The organism is Bacteroidota bacterium, from assembly GCA_018692315.1.
Classification (GTDB): domain Bacteria; phylum Bacteroidota; class Bacteroidia; order Bacteroidales; family JABHKC01; genus JABHKC01.
In genome coordinates, this window is sequence record JABHKC010000013.1 from 1 (window position 1) to 23,563 (window position 23,563).

18 protein-coding genes are annotated in these 23,563 nt (G+C 31.7%); 8 read left to right on the plus strand and 10 right to left on the minus strand.

Annotation, left to right across the window (positions count from 1 at the left end):
• Window positions 1-714 precede the first annotated feature (714 nt).
• The 3 genes from HN894_00670 to HN894_00680 are packed head-to-tail and all read right to left on the minus strand — an operon-like array spanning window position 715 to window position 6,021.
• Complete coding sequence (locus HN894_00670; GenBank protein MBT7141818.1) at window positions 715-1,302, minus strand: hypothetical protein; 588 nt, start codon at window positions 1,300-1,302, stop codon at window positions 715-717.
• 13 nt (window positions 1,303-1,315) lie between these two features.
• The gene (locus HN894_00675) at window positions 1,316-2,200 is read right to left on the minus strand and encodes a hypothetical protein (protein ID MBT7141819.1); all 885 of its coding nucleotides are present in this window, start codon (window positions 2,198-2,200) and stop codon (window positions 1,316-1,318) included.
• A gap of 29 nt (window positions 2,201-2,229) precedes the next feature.
• Window positions 2,230-6,021: a T9SS type A sorting domain-containing protein gene (locus HN894_00680; GenBank protein MBT7141820.1), complete on the minus strand. Its 3,792-nt coding sequence runs from the start codon at window positions 6,019-6,021 to the stop codon at window positions 2,230-2,232.
• Between the two features lie 351 nt (window positions 6,022-6,372).
• Here HN894_00680 and HN894_00685 point away from each other — a divergent pair, with 351 nt between their 5' ends.
• From HN894_00685 to HN894_00700, 4 genes are all read left to right on the plus strand, one after another.
• Window positions 6,373-7,821, plus strand: a complete 1,449-nt coding sequence (locus HN894_00685; GenBank protein MBT7141821.1) for a Do family serine endopeptidase — start codon at window positions 6,373-6,375, stop codon at window positions 7,819-7,821.
• Window positions 7,822-8,015: 194 nt separating this feature from the next.
• The gene (locus HN894_00690) at window positions 8,016-9,119 is read left to right on the plus strand and encodes a DUF1573 domain-containing protein (protein MBT7141822.1); all 1,104 of its coding nucleotides are present in this window, start codon (window positions 8,016-8,018) and stop codon (window positions 9,117-9,119) included.
• 126 nt (window positions 9,120-9,245) lie between these two features.
• Window positions 9,246-10,334: a methylmalonyl Co-A mutase-associated GTPase MeaB gene (gene meaB / locus HN894_00695; GenBank protein ID MBT7141823.1), complete on the plus strand. Its 1,089-nt coding sequence runs from the start codon at window positions 9,246-9,248 to the stop codon at window positions 10,332-10,334.
• Window positions 10,327-10,908, plus strand: coding sequence for a TIGR00730 family Rossman fold protein (locus HN894_00700; GenBank protein ID MBT7141824.1), 582 nt, complete (start codon window positions 10,327-10,329; stop codon window positions 10,906-10,908). The genes meaB and HN894_00700 overlap by 8 nt, the downstream gene beginning before the upstream one ends.
• Here HN894_00700 and HN894_00705 read toward each other — a convergent pair.
• From HN894_00705 to HN894_00735, 7 genes are all read right to left on the minus strand, one after another.
• On the minus strand, window positions 10,905-11,339 hold the full coding sequence (locus tag HN894_00705) for an energy transducer TonB (GenBank protein MBT7141825.1): 435 nt from the start codon (window positions 11,337-11,339) through the stop codon (window positions 10,905-10,907). The genes HN894_00700 and HN894_00705 overlap by 4 nt on opposite strands.
• Before the next feature lie 19 nt (window positions 11,340-11,358).
• Complete coding sequence (murB, locus tag HN894_00710; protein MBT7141826.1) at window positions 11,359-12,381, minus strand: UDP-N-acetylmuramate dehydrogenase; 1,023 nt, start codon at window positions 12,379-12,381, stop codon at window positions 11,359-11,361.
• A 27-nt stretch (window positions 12,382-12,408) separates the two neighbouring features.
• A complete protein-coding gene (locus HN894_00715) occupies window positions 12,409-13,638 on the minus strand; it encodes an alkaline phosphatase family protein (protein ID MBT7141827.1) in 1,230 nt (409 codons plus the stop codon).
• A 63-nt stretch (window positions 13,639-13,701) separates the two neighbouring features.
• The gene (locus HN894_00720) at window positions 13,702-15,078 is read right to left on the minus strand and encodes an oligosaccharide flippase family protein (protein MBT7141828.1); all 1,377 of its coding nucleotides are present in this window, start codon (window positions 15,076-15,078) and stop codon (window positions 13,702-13,704) included.
• 67 nt (window positions 15,079-15,145) lie between these two features.
• Window positions 15,146-16,198 (minus strand): sulfotransferase, encoded by a 1,053-nt coding sequence (locus tag HN894_00725; GenBank protein MBT7141829.1) that lies wholly within the window; start codon window positions 16,196-16,198, stop codon window positions 15,146-15,148.
• Between the two features lie 71 nt (window positions 16,199-16,269).
• Entirely contained in the window at window positions 16,270-17,319 is a 1,050-nt protein-coding gene (locus HN894_00730) for a sulfotransferase (GenBank protein MBT7141830.1), read from the minus strand.
• 67 nt (window positions 17,320-17,386) lie between these two features.
• On the minus strand, window positions 17,387-18,400 hold the full coding sequence (locus tag HN894_00735) for a sulfotransferase (GenBank protein MBT7141831.1): 1,014 nt from the start codon (window positions 18,398-18,400) through the stop codon (window positions 17,387-17,389).
• A 303-nt stretch (window positions 18,401-18,703) separates the two neighbouring features.
• Between HN894_00735 and HN894_00740 the strand changes: the two genes are divergently transcribed.
• From HN894_00740 to HN894_00755, 4 genes are all read left to right on the plus strand, one after another.
• On the plus strand, window positions 18,704-20,140 hold the full coding sequence (locus HN894_00740) for an MBOAT family protein (GenBank protein MBT7141832.1): 1,437 nt from the start codon (window positions 18,704-18,706) through the stop codon (window positions 20,138-20,140).
• Between the two features lie 2 nt (window positions 20,141-20,142).
• Window positions 20,143-21,105, plus strand: a complete 963-nt coding sequence (locus tag HN894_00745; GenBank protein ID MBT7141833.1) for a hypothetical protein — start codon at window positions 20,143-20,145, stop codon at window positions 21,103-21,105.
• The gene (locus HN894_00750; GenBank protein ID MBT7141834.1) at window positions 21,102-22,631 is read left to right on the plus strand and encodes an amino acid adenylation domain-containing protein; all 1,530 of its coding nucleotides are present in this window, start codon (window positions 21,102-21,104) and stop codon (window positions 22,629-22,631) included. The genes HN894_00745 and HN894_00750 overlap by 4 nt, the downstream gene beginning before the upstream one ends.
• A gap of 71 nt (window positions 22,632-22,702) precedes the next feature.
• A complete protein-coding gene (locus tag HN894_00755; GenBank protein ID MBT7141835.1) occupies window positions 22,703-23,404 on the plus strand; it encodes a hypothetical protein in 702 nt (233 codons plus the stop codon).
• The last annotated feature ends 159 nt before the right edge of the window (window positions 23,405-23,563 follow it).

A 23,563-nucleotide genomic window follows, 5' to 3' on the forward strand; every position in this document is an offset into this window, starting at 1 on the left:
TATTTTTATTGACACTCAAAGAGTTATGTACAACTTCTAGTATAGTAAAATAATTATCCGATATGTCTAATTTTAGGCATCCCATTCAAAATCAAAAGTACATTTTTTTATTTTCATCAGAAAATTTTCAATTGAAGTTACTGCCAGACAAACCAAACTGCCCACAATTCAAAATAAACAACATTAATACTTCGACTTCGCTCAGCATCCACGATTGTTTATTTACGCTTACATTGTGGGCAATTAGCGACTCTGCAAGATTTTAACGATACTGCTTTTATGATTGCTTTTCTATTCGCTTGAAGCAGGCCTCTGATGAAAATAAAAAATTTGTACTTAATATGCTTGATATGGCTCTGAGGGATTTTAAAACTAAACAGGCTTATAAATAAAAACAATAATTTACTTAATAATATAGCTGCTTTTTTTTCAGAAGCCACTATATAAGAACTTTTGTAAAAACAAAAAATCTCAAAAACATTATCCTAAAATCAAATAGAATTTCAAAAATTTACCCTGATTTAGAACCGTAAATTTACAATACAACTATCTATTGACAACTTGCTAATATTAAGCTTATTTCGGATTTCCGAAATGGTTATTATAGAATTGTTTAAGAATGTGCAGTGCTTGTTCAAAGACGCACGGATTGCAAATCCGTGCTAGCTGGTTTTCGAAATGGTTTTTATGGAATTGTCTAAGAATGTGCAGTGCTCAGTGGGGTAATACATCATTTATAAATTTTATATGTTTCTCCTTTAGAGAGAAATTGGGATTAAACCAATCGTTGATATATCCATAATTTACTTTGCAATCATCTTTAATAAAGCCGCCTTGAATAACATTTCTAATTGCTAAATCTCTAAGTTCATTAATAGAAAATGCAACACTAGGATCTTGTCTAGGAACTGAAATGGATGGAAAACCATTATGATAAAAATGCCACTTATCTCCTGCAAGTTCACCACCAAAAAACTTTATTTCATCCATAAATGATAATGTATCATTCTCAATTATCATTGTCCATGTAAAACACTTGTCCATTTTTTTATTAAACAAAACATCCCCTATTTCCCAATAATTTTTCTTTTGGTTTGCATAACAAACTGCATATTTAATATTTCTGCTAGCCCATTGAATCAAAGAATCATTTAAAGCTTTTTTTACTTCTTTATGAAGAGGGTCTTTGTCTGTTATATATTTGTTTTCATTATAACATTTATATTTTTGTTTATATGTCTTGCAAGACAAAACACTAATTAATAGAATTCCTATAAAGAATATAACTAACTTACGATTCATGATTTTAATATTTTTAAGGTGACCTTTCTTGTTTAACAACATCCTTTGCTTTATCCTTTCGTTTGGCAACTCCACCATATTTACCTTGTGCTATTTTAGTTATCCAACTTTGGTTTTTTGTCAAATGCCCGTCAATAGGTCCGTTATTACCCTCATCAGGGAAAGCTTTAACCTCATCAGCAGCTTCCATTTTCGATTGAGGAGCAACCATATCCATCCCACTTGAATATTGGACAACCCTATCAGCTCCTGACTCAGAAATTTGCCCTGGTTGTTTAGGTGCGATATTATAACTCACCTCAACTTTGTAACCTTTCTCAGTCAATGCCTTTTCAATTCCAGCAGCATTTGCACTTCCTTGACTATGTGATACCAGTTTTATAGATTCAATGATTTTTCCATTTTCATCTTTTTCTAATTCAATCTCTCCACTTTCGATTTTTTTAATTAATGCTTTACCAGTTTGATATCCTTCACTATACCTTTCATATGCTCTAGAATTATAAGCTCTTCCTCCATCAACATACATTGAATGATGATCTCCAATCTTATCCATAAATTTCTCATCTAGTTTATTAGACCAATATTTCTTTTTCCCTTCTCCAGTTAAACTTTTATTATTAAGTCCAAATAAATCTAGCAAAGGATTACGGTGATATCCATTTACGAATATTACTAACCTGCCATCTGGATCTTTTGCTTGAATTGGAGTATTTAGAGCAAAATTATATGGGCTTGCAAATGGATATTTAGCAGCCAATGGATCAAGTGCTAACCAACGCCCTAATCGACTATCATATATCCTAGCTCCAAAGTCTAACTTGCTGCCAGTTACACCATCTATCTCATCGTCTTTCTCTTTCCCGTTAAATCCAAAACGATACCCATACGAAGCCATACTTCTTCCGGGCATTAACATATCAAGAATTATTCTTTAACAAACTTTTGAGCAAAAATCAGATTATCTTTGTTAAAAAGCTGAATAATATATATTCCTGAAGGAAGAATAGATAAGTCAATCTGATTTGAATTCAAGTTACTGAGCTCAACAACTTGCTGTCCTATAGAATTTGTAATTATCAAATTTTCAATATTTTCGATATTGTTTATCGATAGTTTCGAATTTACAGGATTTGGGAAAATGCTTATTTCATTATTTTCAATCTCAATTTTCTGGTTTACTAACTCAATATCGTTTACATCTCGTGGTTCGATTTTGAACACTTCAAAATTGTAATAAACCGGCCCTGTAACATGATATTCGAAATTTAGTGTTGGTGCATATAAGAAGAAATAATCATCGACAACTGCTATCCCTGAATTGTCGGTAACTTCCCATTCACCATAGCCTAAATCTAAATTACTACAAATTACATTTTCCAATTTTACTAAAACACCTTCATATTCTTCCGAGCTCATTTCGCTGGTGGTTACTACAGTTGCAGCCGGCATTGTATTATTAGAAGAATTCACTGTAAGATTGCTAATTTCTTTAATTTCAGTCAAAGCATAATATTCAGTAACTAAGCCTGTTAGAGATATTTCATCGCCAATTGTAGTTGGCAGGTTCGATGGATTATAAACATAAACTCCATTCCATGCACCGGTTCCGTCTTGCAAAAAGAAACCGTCGAGATTTGAATCGTATGCAGTTACAATTCCGTTTACGGTTACTATCGAATCTACATATGGAGATATTCCACTTGGGTCGGTAGTATATTGAATATCATAAATTGTAGTAAAAACAGGATTGTTTGGAATTGTATAGCTACCATATGCGATTGTTGTGTCCGGCTCATTGTCTATTGCAACAATTTGAAAATAAACGGTTGTTCCTACTGATTGCCCTGGAATTAGATTAGGATAAGTTGAATAAGTTCCCGGAGGCAAAGTTGGTACGAGAGTAAAAAGGCTCATTTCAATCAAATTTGGATAATTCACACCATCGGTTCCCCAATATAAATATGCTGTATCAACCATTCCATCAATGTCACCAATAACTGCACCTATATAAACTGCATCATTTTCTTGAGGAGGATCAAAACTAAATGTCTCTGTAATAGTCATAATATCGCTAATAATTGGAGGCATATTTCCTCCAAAGTTGTGCCATCCAAGATATGTAAAAGTGTTTTGATCGGCTACTATCCATTCAGAATTGTTCACATCTGTTCCGGCAGAAAGAGCCCAATCTAAGTTACCTTGAAGAACATAAGGTTTTCTAATAATTGTATGGTCTTTTGTTGCTTCTGTAACACCGGCAACATCCCAAGCATTGCCAGGGTCAAGATTTGGAACACCTATATAATCTAAGAATATGGAATCAGAGCCATTAATTTTGAATAAAGCTCGTGCATCGTTTCCATTAAAATGAACTACACTTGGAAACGATAAAACCTCGTCGGCATCAGCCGGACTGAAATATGCGATATCAACTTCGTCGGTCATAATAACCCAAACATCGCCATTTGCAATTGATGCACCTGCAGGAAAAGTGTGAAAATATGTCCAATCACTTCCATTTGAAGTTTGAGCAATTTGATAATTGTCAAGGGCTACAGTTGTCCCCGTTCCATTAAAAATCTCCATTGCTTTGTTATTGCTACTTCCTTCAATATATTCTGAAAAGAAAAGGTCGCCCATCATTTGAGGTGCTACGGTAACATTTACATTCCAGTCTTGCAAGGTAGTTCCATCTTGTGCTGTTACTGTATAAACTACTATAGAGCTAAAATCTTGAGCTACTCCAGAAATCGGACTAATTGTTGCTCCTGCAGAAACTGCTATTGTTGGTGAAAGAGAAATTAAGGCTGTACCAAAAACTACTTCAATTTCAACAGTATGATTTTGCATATCAATGGTAGCAGCACCGGCCTGTTCGTTCATTTCAAAACTAAGAATATCAGTTTCTGTACTTAAAGCAGCTTCTGTAACTGTTACATTCCAATCCTGAGTTGAGGCATCCTGAGCAGTTACAGTATAAACAACTACGTTTGAAAAATCCTGTGCAACTCCAGAGCTTGGATTAATACTTGCTCCCGGAGAAACTGAAATTATTGGACTTAATGAAGTTAATGAGGTTCCATTTAAAACTTCGAGCGAAACTGTATGATTTGCAGTATCGATAGTTGCAGGAGCAATTTGTTCAGTTATATCAAAACTTAAAATATCGCTGGCTGAGCTAAGAACTCCCATTTCAATGTCATTAGCATCACGAGGTTCAATTTTAAAAACAGAAAAGTTATAATTTAATGGTCCGGTAACATTATATGCTGTTCCAATATTTGGAGTAAAAATATAAAACAAATCGTTTACAACTCCTGTATTTGCTCCATCTGAAATTTCCCATTCGCCATATCCAAGATTATCGTTTGTGCAAGTTACATTTTCAACTCTTATCAGCACACTTTCATAATCTTCAACAAAATCGCTGAGCGAAACGAGCGATGCTGCCGGCAATGTATTGTTTTGAGAATGTAGTGTAAAATCTGTGAGATTTTTCAATTCAGTAATGTCATAATATTCAGCAACTTCGCATGTTATTGTAATGCTATCTCCAATAGAAACCGGATAGCTTGAGTCATATACAAAAACTCCATTCCATGCACCTGCTCCATCTTGCAAGAAATAATTGCCTGTTCCTGCTGCTGTTACAATTCCCGATGTAGTTACAATTGAGCCAAGCAAAGGAGAATCTCCAGAAGGATCAGTTGTAAATTGAATATCATAAATCGAAGTTGTGCCGCTAGCATTCATAACAGTAACACTACCTGAAACAATTGTTGTGTCAGGCTCGTCGTCTATCGCAACAATTTGATAATATATAATTGTACCTGCCAATTGCCCAGGAATTAAAGTTGTATATGTACAGTAAAAATCTGAAGGAAGCCCTGACGCTAGCGAAAATGTATCCATGACAATCTGGTTAGGATAAATAATTCCGTCAGTACCCCATGATAATTGTGCAGAAGCAATACTTCCATCAAAATCGCTAATAGATGCTCCAAGATAAAATGCAACATTTTCTAAAGGAGCTTCAATCACAAATGTTTCTGAGATAGACAAAACATCGCTCACAACAGGTGCCATATTTCCACCAACATTATGAGAACCTAAATTACCAAAATAGTTTTCACTTTCAACTATCCATTCCGAATTGCTGGCATCAGTACCTGCCGACAAATTCCAATCGATATTTCCCATCAAAATGTTAGATTTTCTGATTAAAGTATGATCTTTCGTAGCTTCTGAAACACCTGCAACATCCCAGCCATCGCCCGAAATAGTTACCGCAGGAACTCCTATTACATCTATGAAAATTGTGTCGGTTCCAGAAATCTTTAAAATAGCGATTGCATCATCGCCATTATAATGAACAGGACTAGGGTAAGACAATATTTCATCAGCATTTGCATGGTCAAAAAATGCTGTGTCCAACTGGTCGGCAATTATTATCCAAACATCGCCACTTGCCATAGTTGCTCCACCCGGAAATTGATGAAAGGAATTCCAATCGCTTCCATTAGAGGTTTTTGCTATCCTATAATTGTTTAGACTGACTGTAGTACTATTTCCATTATATATTTCAATAGCCTTATTGTAGCTGCTACCTTCTATATATTCTGAAAAAAACAAATCCGCTGATTGCGAAAATGTTAAATTTATAAAGAGTACAGAAAATATCAAGCTTAATAGTCTTTTTTGCTTAAAAAAATTCATAATAAATTAATTTTTAAATGATTACACTTTCAATAATATTTAGACAAATGTAAGGATAAATTGTGAATTTTGTGCTATTAAATGTGAATTTTGAGTTACATTTTACATGTAACAACAAATGTGATTCTAAAAAACTTACACAATCCGGAGAATTTAAATCATTGAAAATAACATATTTGCGCTCGTTTGTTCCATAAAAAATTATCATCCATTATTTTAATACTTTTTCATTGACCATTTTTCATTTAGTTAAGATATGTTAAATTATTGAAATGGATAAAATAGTGATAAAAAATTTGTCGTTTCGTAATAGATTTTATTAATTTTATGTTCAATATAAATTTTGTAATTATGAAGACTAAACAAGTAATTTTTATTTTGATAGCATCGATTTTGAGCAGTTTAATTTCTGTTTATATCTTTTCAGAAACACAACAAACTACCAGCAATAATGAAAATGCAAGTACAGTAAATCAAGAAACACCTATTAATTATACTAAATTTTCACCCTCCCAACCAACATCAAACATTGATTTTACAAATGCTGCTGAAAAAACTATACATGCAGTAGTTCATGTAAAAACTAAAAGTGTTCAAGACAAATATTATTCTGGAAATTCACTGTTCGATTTTTTCTTTGACGATGGGAACTATAATCACTCACCCCAACCTCAAATAGGTTCGGGCTCAGGTGTGATTATTTCAAATGATGGATATATAGTTACTAACAATCATGTGATAGAAAATTCCGATGAAATTGAAGTTATATTAAATGACAAAAGGTCATATTCTGCTAAATTGGTGGGCACCGATCCAACAACTGATATCGCACTTCTAAAAATTGATGAAAACGAACTTTCATATGTAAGTTATGGAAACTCCGATGAATTGAGAATTGGAGAATGGGTACTTGCAGTTGGTAATCCATTCAACTTAACTTCCACTGTTACAGCCGGAATAGTTAGTGCAAAAGCAAGAAACATTAATATACTTTCCCGAAATTTTGCAATAGAATCATTTATTCAGACCGATGCAGCAGTAAATCCAGGAAATAGTGGTGGTGCATTAGTTAGCAATTCGGGCGATTTAATTGGTATAAACACTGCGATTGCCTCACGAACAGGTTCATACATAGGGTATTCGTTCGCAATTCCTGTAAACATTGTTAAGAAAGTTGTTGCCGATATTATCGAATTTGGAGAGGTTCAAAGGGCATATATAGGAATATCAATTAGAGATCTTGACGCAGTTTTGGCCGAAGAAATAGGCATCGACAATATAAAAGGTGTATATGTAACAGGCCTTACTAATGGTGGAGCTGCTGCAGAAGCCGGTATAGAAAAAGGAGATGTAATTACTCAAATCAATGATGTTGAAGTCAATTATATGGCTGAACTTCAGGAACAAGTCAGTAAATTTCGACCAGGAGATCATATTTCAATTACAGTAAATAGAGATGGGAAAAAGAAAAATCTTAATGTTGTTCTAAGAAACAAACATGGGAACACTAAAATTGTGAAAACAGAAAATGTTGAAATTTACGGAGCAAAATTCAAGAAAATTTCTCAAACAGACAAAAGAAAGTATAGAATAAATAGTGGAGTAAAAATCACAGAACTCAGTTCAGGAAAACTCCAGGAAGCTGGAATAAAAGAAGGATTTATCATCACAAGTATCAATAAATACGAAATCGAAAATATTGACGACATAGTTAGCATTTTCAATAATGAGAATGGAGGAATATTTATTGAAGGAATATATCCGAATGGAATGGCAGCATATTATGCTTTTGGAAAATAAAAATCGATCATGATTATATAGAGTTTTGATATTTATATTGCTTAAAATCAAATAATTCTATTGTATTTTAAAATCAAAAAAATCCTTCAATTAATTCGAGTTAAAAAATGTTAAATCAAATATTGGAAAGTAATATTTTATACATTTGCCAAGTATTATATTTTTAAAATAATTAATTAAAAAATGTTATTGTTATGAGAAAAGCACTTTTTTCACTTTTAGTTTTATTTGTCGCAGGAACTACTATTTTAGCTGCTCAGCAAAAAAAATCACATATTTCATTTAATAAAACCAGCCACGACTATGGAACCATACAAGAAGCGGACGGAAAGGCTAACTATAAATATACCTTCACAAATACTGGTGGTGAGCCATTGGTTTTAACAAATGTGAAAGCTTCGTGTGGTTGTACTTCACCAACTTGGACAAAACAACCTATTGCTCCCGGATCTAAAGGGTTTGTAGGAGTTGCATTCGATCCAAAAAACAGACCAGGCAAATTTCATAAAACAATAACCGTAACTACCAACTCCGACAATCCAACAACTGTATTAAGAATTTCGGGAAATGTTATTGCCAGACCAAAAACCAGAAAAGATATTTTCCCAATAGAGATGGGTATTTTACGCCTGAAAACTAATCATTTATCTTTCGGAAAAATTACCAATAAAGATGTATTGACTAAAGATATCGAAATTGTAAATACCGGAACAGAACCAATTAAAGTTACTTTAATGAGAGCACCCGGACACTTAAAATATCAAGTTGTACCCGAAACTCTAAAACCAGAAGAAGAGGGCAAAATCGTTGTTACTTACGATGCCACTAAAAAGAACGATTGGGGATTTCTTTCAGATAGACCATTTGTTGTGATAAACGATAAATACGATCCAAAAAATCGAAAAAATATGATTTCTGTTAGTGCAGACATTAGAGAAGATTTTTCTAAACTTTCTGAAGAACAAAAAGTTGATGCTCCAAAAATCGAATTTGATAAAAAAACATTCAATTTCGGAACTATTGAACAAGGAGAATCTGTTCATCATGTGTTCAGCTTTAAAAATGTTGGAAAATCAGCCTTAATCATAAGAAAAACGAAAGCAAGTTGTGGTTGCACTGTAGTGAATGTAAAAGACAAAATAATTGCTCCGGGCGAATCAAGTACTTTTAAAGCCACCTTTAACTCAAGAGGTAAAAAAGGAAAACAAAATAAAGTTATAACTGTAATTACAAATGACCCTGAAAATTCAGCAGTTACACTTAAAGTTGTTGGGACTGTAAACATTCCTCAGAAATAATAAAGAATTAGAAACTTGTTCAATATATGAAATAGCCCTTTTAAGGGCTATTTTTTTTTAAACACAAATGAGTTTTCAAGTTCAATTATATCTTTGCACTAATTTTTATTTAAGCTTAAATATCAGATGTTAGAAAATGATAGCACACTAAAAGTAAATAAAGGAATTCCTCCTCCACCATCTATAAACGAATCTTCGAAAAGTAGATTTAAGAAAAAGCAAAAAAAATTGCTCTCTCATGATGAATATGTTCAAGGAATTTTGAACTCAAATATTACTGTTCTAAGCAAGGCTATCACCCTAATAGAAAGTTCATTAATTCAGCATCAGGAAATTGCAGGTCAAATAATTGAAAAATGTCTTCCTTTTTCAGGAAAATCAATGCGTATTGGAATAACCGGTGTTCCGGGAGTTGGGAAAAGTACATTTATTGAAGCATTAGGAAATAGTATCACTGTAAATGGAAATCGACTTGCTGTACTTGCAATCGATCCAAGTAGCGATATTTCAAAAGGCAGCATTCTCGGCGATAAAACAAGAATGGAAACTCTTTCGACAAATCCAAAAGCATATATCAGACCCTCGCCATCGGCCGGAACTCTTGGTGGAGTTGCCCGAAAAACCCGGGAAACTATAATTCTTTGCGAAGCTGCAGGTTTCGATACAATTTTTGTGGAAACTGTCGGAGTTGGGCAATCTGAAACTGCGGTTAATTCTATGGTCGATTTTTTTCTACTTCTAATGATTACTGGAGCCGGAGACGAGCTTCAGGGAATAAAGCGTGGAATTATGGAAATGGCTGACTTAATTGCAATTACGAAAGCCGATGGTAATAATATTGAAAGAGCTAAAATTACGAAATCGGAACTTATGAATGCACTACATTTATTCCCCCTGCGCCAATCGAAATGGGTGCCAAAAGTTTTTACAATTTCGTCTTTAGAACAATCAGGAATTGAAGCTGTATGGAATTCAATTACTGAATATCAACAGTTTACTACGCAAAATGAATATTTTAGTCGTAAAAGAAACGAACAATCTAAATTTTGGATGTATGAAACAATCAACGAATCTCTAAAAAATAACTTTTATAAAAGAGAAGGAATTTCTGAAAAATTGAGAACATTGGAACAAGATATAATTCAGAATAAAATGAGCTCATTTTCAGCAGCAAACGCATTATTAAATCAATATTTTAAGCATAAGAATGATTAAAAAAGTAACAGTTTTTTGTGCTTCGAGCCGAAAAGCAGCAGATAGTTTTTTTTCGGAAACCGAAAAAATTGCGAAAATTTTAGTGAAACATAAAATTACAAGTATTTATGGCGGAGGAGCTGTTGGCTTAATGGGAAAGCTTGCTGACACAATAATCTCTGAAGGAGGAGAAATTATTGGTGTGATTCCGGAATTTATGAAAAAAGTAGAATGGGATCACAAATCTGTAAAAAACATGATTACTGTTGAGGATATGCACGAGCGAAAAAAAGTATTGATAGAAAATACAGATGCCGTGCTTGCACTTGCCGGTGGCACCGGAACCATTGAAGAACTGTTTGAAGTAATTACATTGAAAAGGCTTGGGATTTTTACAAAACCAATAATAATTCTGAATTCAAACAATTACTATTCGCCTCTGATTCAGATGCTTGAAAATTGCATAGAAGGAAAGTTTCTCAACGAAATACATCGCAAAATGTGGACAATAATTGAAAAACCGGAAGAATTATTGGATGCAATAAATAACTCATCAGAATGGTCGGAAAAATCGAGGGATTTTGCTTTGGTTTAAAAGTTTATCGTATATCCATAAACTTCTTTTTTATCATTATTTGAATCTTTAGGTTTTTCTTCTTTTGTTGTAATTTTATACTCGTAGTTTATCTGCATTCCAAGATTTTTCCTTCCAAAATTTATTCGCAGCTTCATTGTTTTTCTAACTTTCAATCCTTTGTTGAAGGTTTTATTATATTTCAAAAGTTTCACTATACGAATAGCTTCCGCATCGCAATCAATATCGAGACTTTTCAATATTTTCGGTGAAGAAACAATTCCGTTGTGGTCAACAATAAAGCTTAAATGAACGCTTCCTTCAATATTTTTTCGAGCTGCACTTTCAGGATATTTTATATTCCTGTTAATAAAATTATTTAGCGCCTCGCTCCCACCCGGGTATGTTGGTATTTTTATGAACTTCTTTTCCTTATTTTCCTTTTTCATCATTCAATAATTTGTGATAAAATTAATGAATATTTACTTCCGTTTCTATATTTATTCCAAATTTGTCTAAAACCGATTTTTTTATCTGTTCAGAAAAATTCAAAATCTCATTTCCAGTGGCATTCCCATGATTTACAATCACCAGAGCTTGATTTTTATGCACACCTACATTTTCAATTTGTTTGCCTTTCCAACCACATTTTTCAATTAGCCATCCGGCAGACAATTTTCTATCATTTTCTGAAAAAGGGTAAATGGGAATATTTGAAAAAGTAGTTTTTATTTCATTTATTTTTTTCAGCGAAGCAATAGGATTTTTAAAAAAACTTCCTGCATTAGGAAATTCAGTAGTATCAGGCAATTTTCTTTCTCTAATATTAATTATTGATTGACGAATATTCGATAAATTTATACCTTTAAAATTTTTCAATTCGTTTTTTATATCTCCATAATCTAAACTATAATTCTGTGATTTCGACAGACGAAAAATGACAGAAGTAATTAAGAATTTATTTTTCAGGCTGTTTTTAAAAATACTTTGTCGGTAGGCAAATTCACACTCGCTGTTCAACAAAACCATTTTTTTATTATTCTCGAACAAAAAACCTTCTATATACATAATTCTATCTTTGGCTTCAACACCGTAAGCACCAATATTTTGCACCGGCGATGCACCAACTGTTCCTGGAATCAATGAAAGATTTTCTAATCCAGATAAATTATTTTCGACTGCCCACTCCACAAAATCGTCCCAAACAGTTCCAGCTTGTACTTTTACTAGAACTTGTTCATTTTCATTTTCCAGAATTTCAATTCCAATGTTTTTAGGATGAATAATTATGCCCTCAAATTTTTTAGTAAAAAGAATGTTGCTACCACATCCAAGAGTCAATACCTTGTTAAACTGTGATTTAATTTCATTTTTTATAGCAAACTTTACAAATTCATCTGTATCATAAAATTCAAAAAAGAATTCAGCAGATTCATCAATATTAAAAGTATTGTGTTTTTTTAAAGAATAATTATGAAAAAAGTTGCTAAGCATTATGTTTTTATAAGGGATTGCAAAATACTAATATTTTTCTAACATTTCGATAACATCTTCAAGTTTCCCATCCACTTTTGCTGGATCAATTTGCAAAATTTCGGCAATTAGCGGATAAATATCAATATTATCGAAAGTTGGGTGTGAATAATTGGATTTAAAATTGGGACCGATAGCATAAAAAATTGCATGCATATTCAAGTTTTCATTGTCGTATCCATGATTTCCTTTCAAATATGATAATTCTCCATCATTAAAAACAATAGTGTAGGCACTATCTGCAACAATAGTTACATCAAGAGTTCTGGAGTTTTTTCCATAATGAAATCTATTGGGAAAATCTTCGGATTTACATGCAAAAATATGCTCAACATCAGAAATCTGGGATAAAAATGTATCAATAAAACCTGGCTTAATTTTTAGATTAAAAACCGGACTTCCACCAGTAAAAATTTCAATAAGGGAAGTGTCAGCAAAATTACTGATATTCACTATTTTATCATTAGAAATATCCTGCATTCCATGGTCGGAAGTAAAAATCAAATTGATTTGATCCTTATGTGGTAAATTATTGATTTTATTAAGAAAAACTCCAACAAGGCTATCCAGATAAATTATTGTTTGTTTTGTATCTCGGCTATTTGTTCCAGACATATGACCTTCAGAATCAGGTTCGTGCATGTACCAAGTTATCAGTTGGGGTCTTTTGTTTTTGGGCAGCTCAAGCCATGCAATCACAGAATCAATTCTCTGCTCGAAAGCAAAACTATGGTCATATTTTTTCCAATAGCTAGGGTAAGTTCCACAAACTGCCGCTTCTGAACCAACCCAAAAATAGGAAGCACTAATTATTCCTTGTTTTTCAGCAGTTACCCAAATTGGTTCTCCACCATAGAATTCAGGGTTTTCTATTGCATCCCTATCTCCTATTCGATAAAATAAATCCATTTTCTCATCATAGAAATTATTATTTACAATTCCATGATTGTCAGGATATAATCCGGTTGCTATTGAATAATGATTTGGGAATGTTTTTGTTGGGAAACATGGTTTTAGAGATTTTGCTTTAACTCCATTTTTTTTTATGAAATCGAAATTTGGTGTATGAACTTTTTCAGTATAATCCCACCTAAAACCATCTACAGAGAGCATTACAACATATGATTTATTATTGCTTGTCTGATTTTTGCATGATGTAGCTCCAATTATCAGGACAAATAAAAAAAATGTTATTGTAGTATATTTTATAGCTTTCATTTTATAAATTGCTATAGTTCACTCTAATTTTTTATTAATAAAGCAAAATTGCTTAATATATACCTAAAAATCAGAATCATCAAAAGAAAAATCGTCTAATTCTCGTTTCTGTTTGATTTTTTTTCTTTTCGGTTTTTTGCCGGTCAATTTATTGATAAGCATTTTTTTCAGGGCTGGCACAAAATCAAAATCGCTTTTTCTAAAGATGAAAAGATTAAATACAGAACGATTAATAATTTTTGAATAAATAATTACAATTCCAAGAAAACTAATAGAATAACTAACATTTGTTGAAATTACCGCACCCATAGCTTGATATTTCGGAATTAAAATTAAATTCAAAACAATATTGATAATCAAAGCAGGAAGGTACAATAAAATTACCAGATAGGTTTTTTGTAAACCAGCAAGACGACTGGCAAGAATTTTAGCCATAATTACCAAAACCACTGCCGGTAAAATAAACTGAACTATCTGAACACTTGGCGTAAAAGCTTTTCCATAAACAAAAGGAACAAAAACAGGTGCTATAATATAAACAACACTTGCTGCCAAAATCCCAATAATTATTGTCATTCTAAAAAGTCTTGCAATCTGATTATGAACTGCCTCTTGGTTTTCTGTATTAGCACTTCTGCTGAGAATGACCGCTCCGAGTGCAAAAGGAGCCTGCCATCGCTCGGCAACCGAAACTCCTTGATTGTAAAATCCAACTTCTGCAGTAGTGGATAAGTATTTTAATAGAAGAATATCAATTCTGAAGTTCAGCTTCACCAGAAAAATTGCTATTGCATAAACAAGTCCAAGTTGTAGAAGGCTTTTTATAATTTTAAAATCAAATCCAATAGTAATTTTATTATCTTTTGCTATTAGCCAAACTGCAAAAACTCCAACAAAAATATTTGATATAAGCAATGAAAGAATTGCTCCAAGAACAGACCATTTGAAAATTACAACAAAAAGAATTACTGAAAAGAGATTGAGAAAATTTGGTATCCACGAAATTTTATTAGAGCGTTTAAATTGCTCACTTCCAATTAATATTCCACGAGTATATTTGTTAACTAAGCGCACCGGAATTGTTGAAAGCGTAACAACCATCAGTGATAGCGGAATTTCAGTTTTTTCGTATTGAAAAACTAAATATGTAATTATGATACCAACAAAACTTGTAAAAATCAGAAAGAAAGAAAGTACTGAAATTATCTTTTCAGCCGAATGTATTTTTTTTCCAATATGATAGATTGTTGCTCTTCTAATACCCAATTCTGCTATCGAAATTATCATTACCGGAACGGTCAAAAGGAAGGCGTACATGCCTTTTCCTTCAGGACCAAGAGCACGTGCAATAATTACCCCCAGAGCAAATTTTAGCACAGAATTAAACGACTTGGTTCCGGCTACACTCAAAATATCTACAAAAAATCCTCTTTTCGACATTTCAGTTTTTTGTTTGTTTAAGCATAGATTTAATAAATGCGTATTTATAGGTCTTAGGGTTTCAAAATCAACCTAACAATTTGTTATAAATCACTGCCAATAATGGACCCTTATTTCTCGACCACATTTTCATTTTAAAAGGCAGAGCATCAACCATAAACCTCTGCCAGTATGCAAATTTCCCGTAAGTAATCCAAACAAAACTTCGAAGTTTTACGACGAGATTTACTTTTTTATATTTACGTGAATATCCGGAAAGCTCAGCATATTTTCCTACTACCGAATCTGCAATTTTTAATTCTTTGTCAGAAATGCTTTTTTTCCAGCCATATATTTTATCCGAACTTATTGGCCTCAGCAAACTGCTGTGATATTTCTCTATGTGTGTTCTGTCATACAATTTAAAAAGTTCCTCCTTCTTCTTATGAAAGTTTAAAACTGATTCTTCAAACTCAACTCCAAGAAATTTGCACATTTCAGTCAAAACTTTTGGTGGATCAACAACCAAATCTTCATATTTTACTGTATGAAAAGAATTGGGATTCTTTTTTATCACCTTTAATATTCTTTTTGTTGCAAATTTCCATCTATAAGCTAAAAGTGAAGTAATGGGAGCTTCAAAATCTACTTTTTTTATTGACAAAATATTGTCGCGGTAATCTCTGGTTAGATGAATAAATTTTGCATTTGGAAAAAGCTTAACTAATTGCTCCGGATAAATTGAGTAAACAGGATTCTTATCACCAATAAGTTTTATTTCTTTCTTGTCGAAAAAAGAATTGAAATTTGAATAAACAACTTTAATTAATGTTTCGAAAGAATTTTCGCCTTCGCACATTAAAATATCATTTTTCAACTTTTCGAGGTCTATCATCCATGTGTCGAACTTTCGTTGATTTACAATATCGTAGTAAAAATTCAGCAATATTTTCTTATTCCAATTTTTAATTTTGGCGTATTTTGTATAAATATTGATAATCAACGGACATTCAAACGGGAGTACGACATTCGGATGAGCATCGAAAAGCGAAGCTAACAATGTGGTTCCAGACCGTGGTCTTCCAAGGATGAAAAACAATGGAGGTGATTCAATTTTTTTTATAGACTCATCAGTTTGCATTTTATCAATAGAGTTTTAAAATTTATTGCTTTGAAGCTAATAATTGAAATTTAAAAACCGAAATTAATCAATCATTTTCCAATATTTGTTATTATTTCAGAAACTTTCGGAGAGTTATTTTTTATATATGTTTTCATTTTATAAGGAAATCTATCAATCGTTCTTTTAAACGAATAGACTGCCTTTTCGTAGATTATTCCGGGCAATAACTTCAAATATAGCGGAACATTTTTGTCTTTATATTTCCGCTGATATCCGGCTTCTTCAGCATATTTACCAACAATCAAATCGGCAATTCTAATGTCCTTGTCCTTCATCTCTGTTTTCCAAATGTCAATTCTACTTGCATCAATTGGTTTGAATACCTTTTTATGATGATCTTCAAGAGTATGTTTTAGTTCGTTTTCAAAATATTGCTCCGTTTCTTTATGATAGTTTATTACTTGCGGAATGAATTCAATGCCAAGGAAATCACAAATTTTTTGCAAATGAAATTTTGTATCCTTCACCAAATCTTCATATTTTATTGTATAAAAAGATTTCTGCCTTTGCTTTTTCAACTCTTTTAAAAGCTTTGCAGAAAATTTCCATCTAAATGCTAGAAACAGAACATTTGAAGTATATACTTTTGTACGCACCATCGACAAGATATGGTCGCGATAGTCTCTTGTGAGATGAATATATTTTGCTTCCGGAAACAAACGGAAAACCTTTTTAATACTTACTGAATAAACAGGATTTTTGTCTCCAAGAAGTTTAATTTCTTCTTTCTTAAAAATGGATGAAAAATTCCAATAAATTACTTTTATTATGGTTTGATATGAATTTTGCCCTTCGCATGCAAGAATTGCTGTTTTAAGTTTTTCTCTGTCGATTGTCCACTTCTGAAAATCTTTAACTACAAGTAAGTCATCATAAAATTCTAAAAGCCTTCCTTTTGTCCAATATCCAATATCTCCATATTTGTCAAGCATATGAATAATTAGAGGCGATTCTATTGGAATTGAAACATTTGGGTGAGCATCGAACATTGTTCGCAATAGAGTAGTACCGGATCTGGCACGTCCTATAATGAAAAAAAGTGGTATTTTTTTAATTTTATCTATATCGAAATTGTTCATTCGTTCTGATTTTCAGAATTAAAAAAAAAGAAATTTATATTAAGCCTGTTTAAAAATGAATTCAGTATTATTTCTTTAATCTTTTTCTAATGAATAAAGGTAATCTTTTTTTCAAATATGTTAGAAAGTAAACTATTTTCAGAAACAAAATATTAGGAAGTAGCTTTATGTAAAGTAAAATATTGAAATTCTTGAATTTAGGATCATAGCCCATCATTTGTGCATATTTACCAATAACTAATTCGGCAGTTTTAATATCATTATCCTGCATTTTGTCTTTCCATAAATAAAGTCGTTTTGGGTCTATTGGTTCGTAAACATTGCTATTGAATCTCATCATTTCTTCGTCGTTACCATAAACCCTCATTACTTCATCTTTAATTTTATAGAAATCTAAAACCGAAGCTTCATATTCTATATTTAGAAACTTGCAAACTTCTTTTAATTTATCAACCGTATTTTCAACAAGGTCTTCGTATCGAAAGGAGAAAAAATGATTTGGATATTTCTTTTTCAATTCATTAATCAGCTTTGCCGAAAATTTCCATCTATAAGCCAAAACAGTAGTAGAGGAATTATATAGTTGAGTTCGTTTCATCGACAAGATATGATCTCGATAGTCGCGGGTAATATGTATATATTTTGCATTGGGAAAAAGCCTGATTAATCTGGGGACATTTATTGAATATAAAGGGTTTTTGTCTCCAACAAGTGTAATTTCTCCTTTTTCATAAAACGAAATATAATTTAAATAAACAATTTTGCACAAAGTAAAATATGTAACCTCTCCCTCGCAAGCCAGTAAGTCTTTCTTCAATTTTTCACGATCAACAGTCCATTTATGAAATCTTCGGGTAGCTAATACATCATTGTAAAAATTCAAGATGTCTTCTTTAGACCAATTTGTGATATTGTTGTACTTCAAACTATTATACATTATCACAGGAGATTCGATAGGAATCGAAACATTCGGGTGAGCATCTAATAAAGTTCTAATAAGAGTAGTTCCTGACCTGGGACGGCCAATTATAAAAAAAAATGGCAATGATTTTACATCATCTTTATTTAGCAATTTATCCATCAGATTCTCAACTATTTAATTATTGTAAATTAAGCATTTAACTAATTCTTTCATAATCTTTACATAAAAGAATATGATATTTTCACAAACCATTTACTATAATGCAATCTTGCAATATCAAGTGTTAACATAATTAACATATAAAGCTTCAAAAAAATGCAAAAGTAATATTATAAACCGATTTGAACAATCATTCAATGAAGAAATATGATTGAATAATTTTGAGTTATAGCTGATTTTTTTAGATTTCTTTGGTTTTTTTTTAATATTTTCGCCGCCTCGTAATTTATTGATATATGGTTTATGCTTTTTAATTCTTTTCAATTTTTATGGTTTTTTCCATTAGTTGTAGTACTTTACTATCTGCTAAAACATAAATATAGATGGATTCTTCTTCTTGCTGCCAGCTACTATTTTTACATGTGCTGGAAAATGGAATATATAGTTTTGATAATGGCATCAACAGCCATTGACTATTATGCGGGCATTCAGATGGGAAAAACCGAAAACAAAAAAAAAAGGAAAAAATTCTTACTGCTCAGTTTGTTTGTAAACCTTGGGCTACTTTTTGGTTTTAAATACTTTAATTTTTTCAATGACAGTATAAGAGGAATATTTGATTTTTACAATGTTTTTTATGACGTGCCGGCATTCAATGTTTTGCTACCTGTCGGTATTTCCTTCTATACCTTTCAAACCCTAAGCTATTCGATAGATATTTACAGAGGCCGCTCTAAGCCAGAACGTCATTTTGGCAAATTTGCCCTGTATGTCGCATTCTTCCCACAGCTTGTCGCAGGTCCTATTGAACGTTCCACAAGACTTCTTCCTCAGTTTAGCAAAAAAATATCATTTAAACATGCCGAGGTAGTTAGTGGCTTGAAACTAATGCTATGGGGTTTTTTCAAAAAAGTTGTTATTGCAGATAGATTAGCACTTTTTGTTGGAACAATTTTTAATCATCCAGACGAAAGTTATGGTTTCCCAATAATTTTAGCTTCGATATTATTGCATGTTCAAGTTTATGCCGATTTATCTGGATATACAGATATTGCCAGAGGAGCAGCGAGAGTTTTTGGGATTGACATAATCAAAAACTTCAATATGCCACTTTTTGCTCGTTCCTTCTACGATTTTTGGAAAAGATGGCACATTTCGCTAACTACATGGTTCACTGATTATTTATATATTCCGCTTGGTGGAAGTAGAGTTTTGAAATGGAGATGGTATTTCAATATTTATGCTGTGTTTATTATAAGCGGACTCTGGCACGGTGCAAACTGGACATATGTAATTTGGGGAGTTTTACACGGTTTATATCAGTTAATTGAAATTTGGACTGATAAAACCAGAAAAAAATTCTTCAAAACAATCGGTTTAACCAAATTTCCAACTCTGTTAAAAACCTTAGGAGTTATCACTACTCTGTTGTTGGTAAGTTTTGCAACATTATTTTTTGGAGCGAAAAATTTGAACGACTCCTTCATACTTATGCAAAATGCACTACATTTTGGTACACTTCAAGGCTTTTTGGCTATTTTCGACAATGAACTTATATTAGGAATAATTCTTATTGCATTTTTAATGATAGTTGAATATCTTAATTATAAATACAATATTATCAGCCTAATAGGAAAGAAACATATTGTTATTAGGTGGTCTATATATATTATATCCATTATTTTAGTTGCAACACTTGGAGTTTTCGAAGAACTTGAGTTTATTTACTTCCAATTCTAATTATGCAAAAAAAATCAATAGTTAAAATTATTTCATTCATTCTCATTTTGCTTATTGCGAATGTATTTATGGATTTTGCATATAAAGCTTTCTGTAATTCTCAGAGATATGTTAGTAAAAAAGATGCACTTTTTGAATCTTTAAATTCACCTCCAAAATATTTATTAATCGGAGATTCGCATGTTCAAAATGCAGTGAATCCACAAATTTTTAAAAGTAGTTTCAACTACTCCTCTCCTAACGAGAATTATATTCAAACTTACTATCGACTAAAATTTCTTATCGAAAATAGAATTAATATACCTGAAAAAATTATACTTCCCTTAGATTTGTCGTCTTTTACATATTTCAGATCCGAGAGATTTAAATACGATTCGTATTGGATAAAATACATAGATTATTTTGAATTGAATAATGTAAAAAAAGAAAGCAATAAAAACAATAACAATAAATATATTAAAAAATGGGTAGGTGCAAAATTCTTTTCCTATGCCGGACAATTTGATTTTCTGACAACTCTGATACTTGCAAAAGAATCGAAATTTTCGGAAGAATATTTGGGCTATAAACCCAGATATGCAGATTTCTCGAACAAGATGCACAATCTTAAAAAAATTAAAGATAGAGTTCGGCTCTATTTTCCTGACAACAGAATTTTTGATGCTGATTTAGCTATGTATTTTGAAAAAATTCTGAAAATCTGCGAAGAAAACAATATTGAACTCCTTCTTTTCAGAATGCCTCTAACTCAACAATACTACAATGGAGTTGCCGATATATTTGATATAGATAATTATTATGCTAAGATAATCGAAATTACAAAAAAATATGACAATGTAGTTGAAGTGCCAGATTATCAAAAAGTATTTTTTGAACATCCCGAATATTTCAGAAATCCGGACCATATGAATCACACAGGAGCAAGTATTTTTTCAGAAATGTTGAATAAAAGATTTAATAAATGAAATCAGAAAACTCAGTAGTTCATAGATTTAGAGTTAGTTTAGAGCAATTTCCAGACAGAACAGCCATTTTTATCAACAATGAAAGTTATACTTATTTAGAACTATCACTGATTGTTTCGAGCATTAAGGATAAAATATTATTGGAAGCGAAACCAAACAAACTTATTGGGCTTGTAACCGGCGATGATAATATTTACACTTACGCATCAATTCTTGCAATTCTTTCATCAGGAGCTGGATATGTTCCAATAAATTTAAAAAATCCAACAAACAGGAACTTAAACATACTGAATCAAGCGGAAATATCTACTGTATTAATTTCATCTTCAAATGTTAAAATTGAAAAGGAGCTGCATGAATTTAAGATAATTCAAACTTCAGAATTAGAAAAATCGAATATTGAGTTTTCCGTTGAACCTATTGACGATGAACAAATTGCCTATCTATTATTTACTTCAGGCAGTACAGGGACACCAAAAGGAGTTCCTATTTATCATAAAAATCTAAATTCATTTGTTGACAACTATACAAAAAATGAAATATATAATTTCAACGAAAATGACAGATTTTTGCAAATGTATGAATTGACCTTTGATCCTAGTGTGCAAAATATTTTTGTGTGTTTGTCCATTGGAGCATTACTTTTTGTAGTTTCAAAAAAAGGAGTTCTAAATCATAATATTGTCAAAACATTAGAAAAACATAAAATTACTTGGGCAGCAGTGGTTCCATCATTCCTCAATTATCTACGCCCTTATTTCTCAGAAATTTATTTACCAGAATTAAAATATTTTCACTCAGGTGGCGAAGCTTTACATGCCGACCTAATTAAGGAATGGTCTATAAGTATTCCGAATGCAATTATTGAAAATGTATATGGGCCAACAGAAACAACAGTGTTTTGTCTTTCGTATCGATGGAACAATAAGTCGGAAAAAGAGGCTTACAATGGAGTGCTACCTATAGGAAAAGTTGTTCAAAATATGGAGGCTGTAATTGTAAATGAAAATAATGAAATTCTAAAAAGAGGAGAAAAAGGAGAATTGTGTGTAGGAGGAAATCAAATTACGCAACAATATTGGAAGAATGAGAAAAAAACGAAAGAGTCCTTCATAAAAATAAAAAACACAGAAAAGAAGACATTTTATAAAACCGGCGATCTTTGTTTTGAAAATGAAAATGGAAACTTGGTTTTTCTTGGAAGAATTGACAATCAAGTAAAAATTGACGGTTTTAGAGTAGAATTGGAGGAAATTGAGTATTTTGCAAAAGAGTATTTGCAAATTGCAAATATATCGGCAATAGCTGCGAAAAATAGAAAAGGAAATCTATCTGTTGTTCTTTTTGTTGAAAATTTAAAAGAAGATAAAACTAAAATTATCAATTTTTTAAAACAGAAATTACCAATCTATATGATACCGTCTGATATTCAAAACATATCGAAAATGCCATACAATATAAATGGAAAAATTGACAAACTTAGTTTAAAAGACGTAGCTGATCAAACAATAAATAGTACTTTTTAAATACAAGATTATAAAATAGAGAATATAAATATTTACCAATAAAGATTGAATTAAATAATGCAAAGCAACAAATGAACTCTTCAAGCAGCATTTCGGACATAACATATAGAAAAGCCACAATAAAAGATATAGACTATATTGCAGAAATTCTAGTACAAGCTGAAAAATCGGACAATGAATATTCACCAATGCAAATAATTTTTGGATTGAGTAGTGAAGAATATTTTAAACTTATTAAAAATGTTTTAGAAGAAGAAGTTCCAGGAAGCGAATATTTTTACGACAACTATGTTTTAGTTTTTGTGAAAAATGAATTTGCTGGAGGTATTGCAGTTTGGATTGAAGGAAAAGGGAAAAAATCAAGTAATTTTTTGAAAGCCAGTTTACTCTCTCATTATTTAGGAATTGAAAAATGGAAAGAATCTACAAATCAATTAAAGCTTTTTGCCACAATTACGCATAAACGACAATCTGGAATTTTACAAATTGATTCTGCTTTTGTTGTGCCCAAATTTCAGGGAAATAGGCTGTATCACAAATTGATTCAATACGGTATCAGTCTATTTTTGAATGATATTGTTAAAATAAAAAAAGCACAAATAGTTAGTATAATTGAAAATGTAAAAAGTGTAAAATCGCTTCAAAAATTCGGTTTTAAAATTGTCAATGAAAAACAATCAGACATTCCCGAATTAAATATACTTCTTTCTGGAACCGGTTTTTATCAATTTGAATTAGATTTAATTAATTATAAAAATATAAAATATGACTAGAAGTGAAATCTTGAAAAAATTAACTGTTATTTTTAGGATAGTTTTAAAGCAAAGAGATAGTAGTATCTGAAAAATTAAACGATAACGATTTATAAAACTAGGATTCCTTGACTAATGCAATGATGATAAAGTAAGAGGAAAAAGGATTTGGCATGAATT